The sequence below is a fragment of the Siphonobacter sp. genome, assembly GCF_048595215.1.
GTDB lineage: Bacteria > Bacteroidota > Bacteroidia > Cytophagales > Spirosomataceae > Siphonobacter.
Window position 1 is genome coordinate 1 of record NZ_JBMDWJ010000266.1, and the last position, 6257, is coordinate 6257.

Consider the following 6257-nt stretch of genomic DNA (forward strand, 5'->3'; position numbering starts at 1 on the left):
TAGTTCTTCCGGCCCAGTGCCAATTTGTACTGGTACCTTCAAGTTACACATAAGCCTTACTCTTGAAATTCTGCCCCAAAAGCCTATCTTTTGTTTGATAAAAATCCGTTCGATATAATTAAAACACCATATAATATTTCAATAACAGGAAGTATTACAAAATAGTAATCTATAAAACAGTGCTTTTGCTTCTGTAATCTTATTTTACACTCCATTCTAACCAATGGTTGTAAAAATGCTTTCGAAGATTTCTCTCCTCAGTATTGCTTTGGGGTTAAGTATGAGTCCGGTTCTGGCTCAAAGCCCCTTTTCACCCCAGGAAGTAAAGGCCATGCGTGCTCAGGCCAAACGCATCGAAATTATCAAGGATACGTACGGGGTACCGCACGTGTACGCAAAGACCGACGCCGATGCCGTATTTGGCATGATGTACGTACAGTGTGAAGAGTTCTTCGACAAAGTAGAAAATTCCCTGATCAGCCGGACGGGGCGACTGGCAGAAGTAGAAGGCGAAGCGGCCCTACTCCGCGACCTTTGGTCCAACCTATTTATTGACTCGACGCAGGCCAAAGCCTACTACCAGCAATCGCCCGAGTGGTTACGAAAGCTCTGCGATGCCCACGCCGCCGGGATTAACTACTACTTGGCCACGCATCCCGCCGTAAAGCCCAAACTCATTACCCGGGTAGAACCCTGGATGAATCTGATGAATAACGTACCCGCCATGGGCGGCAGTAATGTTTCAGAAGCGGATTTCAAGTCGTTTTACCTGAACGATACGCACATCATTCCGGGTCGGAGTTTCACGGCCGAACCGCCCAAAAACGACGGTTCCAATGGCTGGGTGTTAGGTCCTTCCCGAACGAAAAATAAAAAGCCTATTCTACTGATCAACCCCCACTCCGAGTACTACGGCCGGATTGAAATACAGGTGGTCAGTGAGGAAGGGCTCAATTCGTACGGGGCTCCTTTCCTGGGCCAATTCCCCATTTTTCAGGGCTTTAATGAATACTGTGGCTGGATGCATCCGGTTTCGCTTTCCGATGCCAAAGACCTGTACGCAGAAGAAGTGCAACGGAAAAATGGAAGACTCATGTACCGCTATGAGGGTACCTGGAAAAACGTCGACAGCACCGTTCACGAAATTCGCTACAAAAAAGCGGAAGGGATAGCAACCCGCAACATGGTCACGTACCGGACACACCACGGCCCCATTGTCTACGCAACGGCAACCCGCTGGATTGCTCTGAAAACGCACGAACCAAACATCGATCTGCTGGCCATGCACTGGCTGAAGATGAAGGCGAAAAACATGAGAGAATTTACCGAAGCCCTGAACAAACGGGCTATGGTAGGTAGTAACGTACTCTACGCCGATAAAGACGGGAACATTGCGTATTGGCACGGCAACTTCGTACCCCGAAAGAACCCGCTCCTCGACTGGAAACGCCCCGTGGATGGTACCACGGCGGCTACGGAATGGCAGGGTACGCACGAACTTTCGGAAATTCCTCACTACCTCAACCCGGCCAACGGCTGGCTGCAAAACTGTAATTCAACGCCCCTGTACGGAGCCGGAGAATTATCGCAGGAGATACTTAAACTTCCCGCCTACATGCACCCCGATGGGCATACGCCACGGGCGGTCCATGCGGTGAAAGTACTGACACCCCTCAAAGACGCTACGATGGATGATGTGGTTCGGGCTTCCTACGATGCCTACTTGCCCAGCGGCGAGCGTTACGTACCCAGTTTGATCGCCGCCTACCACTCCCTGACTTCGGATTCCCTGAAATCCATCGTCAAAGGTCCAATTGAGGTACTGAAACAGTGGAACTTTAAGACGGATACGCAATCCGTGGCAACCACCCTGACGGTGCATTGGCTGGAAAAAATCATCCAGCTGGACATGGCCCGACTGCCCCGCCCCCTGACGACGGAGGAGCAGTATTCTTTGACTAACGGGGCTGCCCTGACTACTGAATTTCTTTCCGCGAGAGAGCAGGTACTGGCACTGGCTCAGGTGGTCAGCGAGTTGAAAAAGGACTACGGCACCTGGGAAGTACCCTGGGGTACGGCGAACCGTTTTCAACGCACCGAAGGCGAGCCGAGTGACCAAAAACCAAGCTGGGCCGTTCCCGCCACGCCCGGATTCATGGGTTCGCTTAATGCCTATGTGAGTCGCAAAGCACCCCAGACGCACAAACGCTACGGAGTTACGGGCAATACGTTTGTCGCTGCCGTTGAGTTTGGGGATCGCCTACGGGCCAAAACGATTTTGACGGGCGGGGCTAGTAGCGACCCGAAGTCCCTGCATTACACCGATCAGGTCCGGGGCTACATCGACGGGACGTACAAGGAGATTTACTTTTACAAAGAAGATGTCCTGAAACATATGGAGAAGAAATACCACCCCGGCGATCAGTAAATGGGCGGCTTGTTCGGATCTTATCTAAGCAAGCCGTAGTGTTCAGGATTTATATCAACACCTAAAGCTTGTAGGATACAATCCATTACAAGCTTTAGCTGCTTTTAAAACCACTTAACAACTCTCTACGATTGATGAAAAAAATTACTGGAATCGCTCTGGCCTGTCTGGTCAGCTCCCTGGCCTTGGGCCAAAGTAAAGCACCCGCCAGCCCCGAAGCCCAGATTGCGGCCTTGCAAAAGCAGTTGTCCAACCTTCAGCACAGCTTCGATGCTCTGGATAAAGGCATTGATGATCTCAGCTGGGAGCAGAAAGTGGGCGATGTAGCGATGGTCGATAAGGTAATCCTTACGGGGCCACCCCCAGCCGTGATTAAAAATCCAACGGGGCAGGGAGCCAAAAACCCCGTTCGTTTTTCGGCGTACGTCTTCATTCCCAGGAAACTCGATCCGAGTAAAAAGTATCCCTTACTGGTGCTTCCGCACGGCGGCGTTCACAGCAATTTCAATACGGCGTATGCCCATATTGTCAAGGAATTAACGGCTCAGGAATACGTAGTCATTGCCCCCGATTACCGGGGTAGTACGGGTTACGGCCGAGGCTTTTACGAATTGATTGATTACGGTGGACTGGAAGTGGATGACACCAAAAGTTGCCGGGACTACATGCTCGACAACTACGATTTTATTGACAAAAGTCGGGTGGGCATCCTGGGCTGGAGTCACGGCGGAATGATTACCTTACTGAATCTCTTCAATTACCCCAACGCCTACGCCGTCGGTTACGCGGGTGTTCCCGTGAGTGACCTGATTGCCCGAATGGGTTACAAAAGTCAGGGCTACCGGGATGCCTATTCAGCGGATTTTCACTTAGGGAAATCAGCGGATGAAAACGTGGAAGAATACCGCAAACGCTCGCCCGCCTGGAACACGCACAAACTCCAAACCCCGCTTCTGATTCACACCAATACCAACGATGAGGACGTGAACGTACTGGAAGTCGAGCACCTGATCAAAGCCCTCAAAGCCGATGGGAAGAAATTCGAATACGAGATTTATAAAGACGTTCCCGGCGGACACACCTTCAACCGCATCGATTCCTACGGGGCCAAGGAAAGCCGCCTGAAGATTTACGACTTTCTGGCCCAGTACCTCAAACCCAACAAAAAATTCAAAAACGTAAAGGAGCTGATCGAGGTCAGTTATTTCCCGAAAACTAAATAAATTACCCGTTTGTAAGAGAGGGGCATTCCCAGCGTCTCTTCCATTCTTTCGCTGTAATCCTTCCTGCGTATGCATTGTAAACGTTTACTATTGGGCGTCATCTGGATACTCGGCACGCTACAGGCCATGGGCCAGACGGCAACCCAAACGCTGAAAATGCCCGGTCTGCAACAACCCGTGGAGATCATTCGGGATCAATGGGGCGTATCGCACATTTACGCTAAAAACGAGCATGATCTCTTTTTTGCCCAGGGATACGTCGCCGCTACGGACCGCATGTTTCAGCTGGAGCTTTGGCGGAGGCAGGCCACGGGTACCGTCGCCGAGTGGCTGGGTCCTTCGGAGTTGAAGCGGGATCTGGGTACACGATTGTTTAAATTTCGTCAGAACCTCGACCAGGAATTCGCTCATTATCATCCCAGGGGTAAACTCATCATTACCGCCTACACCGCGGGTATAAACGCCCGGGTAGCCGAGGTTCGGAAGGATACAAGCAAGCTTTCCTTCGAGTTTAAATTACTGAAAAGCGTACCTGGCTTCTGGACCCCGGAGGTCGTTATCAGTCGCCATCAGGGCCTGATTGCCAACCTGACGAGTGAGTTGAGTTTTGGGCGGCAGGTTCACGTCATGGGGGAAGAAAAAACCCGGGAGCTCAACTGGTTTCACCCGACACGCACGCCCGCGTCCGAACCGAAACTTACGCTGGAAAAGGGGGTAGACGGTGCCGCCCTAATGCAGGATATTCTGGGCCTGTACAATGCCTTCCGGGCTCCCTTACGCTTCAAAAATCCGGGCTCTGATGTAGGAAAGACCTTTGACTTTCTGGACTGGTACGAAACGGAAAAAGAATACGTGGGGTCGAACAATTGGACGCTGAGCGGCGAAAAGTCGCAAAGTCATTTCCCGATGTTAGCCAATGATCCGCACCGTACGCAGTCCACCCCTTCCCTGCGGTACTGGATTCACCTCAACGCTCCGGGCTGGAATGTGGTGGGAGCCGGCGAACCGACGTTACCCGGCGTATCCATCGGTCATAATGACTACGGAGCTTGGGGACTGACCATCTCGGGATCGGATTGCGAGGATCTGTACGTGTACGATCTCAACCCGCAAAACCCGAATCAATATCGATACAAAGGGCAATGGGTGACGATGAAAATCGTGACGGATACGATCCCCGTTAAAGGTCAGCAACCGCAGGTGGTACAGTTGAAATACACCCGTCACGGTCCGGTGGTGTTCGAAGACGCAAAAGCCAATAAAGCTTACGCTGTGCGAGCGGGCTGGATGGACGTGGGTTGTGCCCCTTATCTGGCAAGTCTTCGTATGAATCAGTCGAAAAGCTGGGACGAGTTTCGCGAGGCTTGCTCCTTCGCCCGGCTTCCGTCACTCAACATGATCTGGGCGGATCGTAAGGGCCATATCGGCTGGCAGGTTTCAACGTTAGCACCCATTCGCCCCAACTGGTCCGGATTGGTACCCGTCCCCGGCGACGGACGATTTGAATGGGCGGGTTATCTGCCCATCCAGCAGTTACCGCACCTGAGCGACCCCGCCAAAGGCTTCATTGCCTCGGCCAATAGTAACCTTACCTCGCCCGATTACCAACCCCGTACGGCCCTCGGTTGGGAATGGTCAACTCCGTACCGAACCGATCGGCTGGAAGAAGTGCTGGGCAGTAGTAAACGCTTCAATCTGAGTGATTTTTCGCAGTTACAGAATGACGTTCTGTCCATTCCGGCCCGCACACTAGTACCTCTACTGAAATTTGCTCTTCCTTCGAACGAAGAATCGGTTCAGAAAGCCGTAAGCCTGCTACAAAACTGGGATTTTCGGTTGAACCCGGAATCAATAGAAGCGGCCATCTACGTCGAATGGGAAAACCAACTGCGGGACTACGTGTACGAAAAAGCGGTACCCAAAGCCGCTCAGGCTCACCTCCGGCGGCTTTCCACCAAGGTTCTGATCGACTATCTGCTTACACCATCTCCGGAAGTTTTTGGCTCTACGCCCCTCGAAACCCGGAATCAGGTATTAACCACGGCTTTACAGGAAGCCCTGACGGTATTGACCAAACGGTTAGGAAAAGATTCCAAGAACTGGACGTATGGGCAGACTACTAACAAACACATTACGATTACGCACGCCTTTAGTGACTGGGTAAGTCCCGCGATGCAACAGAAAATCAACCTGGGTCCAATTGCCCGGGGTGGCAATGCGGAGACAATCAACAATTCGGGCAATACGTTGAATCAGACGCACGGAGCTTCGTTCCGAATTCTGGTAGATACTGAAAACTGGGATAAAACGCTGGGCGTGAATAGTCCGGGGCAATCCGAAAATCCCGACGACCCGCACTACCGGGATTTGTTCGACAAATGGAATCGGGGCGAGTATTTTCCGGTGTATTTCAGCAAAGAAAAAATCAAAAGCGTGGCCGATCAAACGACCGTGCTTACGCCATAATGCCAAGGGGTTGATGCTGCATTTTCTCAACGAAAGGATTACGGTCCTTTCCAATCGAGTCATTCTTTCCATCGATTGCCTGCTATATAAAATACACCGTTTTCAAAGTTGAATCGGGGATTCGGCTTTGAAAACGGTAC

The 6257-nt window shown here is 51.6% G+C and carries 3 protein-coding genes; all 3 read left to right on the plus strand.

The window, feature by feature from the left end; translation table 11 throughout:
* Positions 1 to 235 precede the first annotated feature (235 nt).
* The 3 genes from ACOJTG_RS16545 (at position 236) to ACOJTG_RS16555 (ending at position 6117) form a co-directional block, all read left to right on the plus strand.
* Positions 236 to 2428, plus strand: a complete 2193-nt coding sequence (locus ACOJTG_RS16545; protein ID WP_420154842.1) for a penicillin acylase family protein — start codon at positions 236 to 238, stop codon at positions 2426 to 2428.
* Between the two features lie 134 nt (positions 2429 to 2562).
* Entirely contained in the window at positions 2563 to 3651 is a 1089-nt protein-coding gene (locus ACOJTG_RS16550; protein WP_420154843.1) for an alpha/beta hydrolase family protein, read from the plus strand.
* 69 nt (positions 3652 to 3720) lie between these two features.
* Complete coding sequence (locus ACOJTG_RS16555; RefSeq protein WP_420154844.1) at positions 3721 to 6117, plus strand: penicillin acylase family protein; 2397 nt, start codon at positions 3721 to 3723, stop codon at positions 6115 to 6117.
* Positions 6118 to 6257: the final 140 nt, after the last annotated feature.

Excerpts from the sequence above, each read along its gene's own strand:
- ACOJTG_RS16545 (WP_420154842.1), top strand. The coding sequence starts at position 236 with ATGCTTTCGAAGATTTCTCTCCTCAGTATTGCTTTGGGGTTAAGTATG.
- ACOJTG_RS16550 (WP_420154843.1), top strand. The coding sequence starts at position 2,563 with ATGAAAAAAATTACTGGAATCGCTCTGGCCTGTCTGGTCAGCTCCCTG.
- ACOJTG_RS16555 (WP_420154844.1), top strand. The coding sequence starts at position 3,721 with ATGCATTGTAAACGTTTACTATTGGGCGTCATCTGGATACTCGGCACG.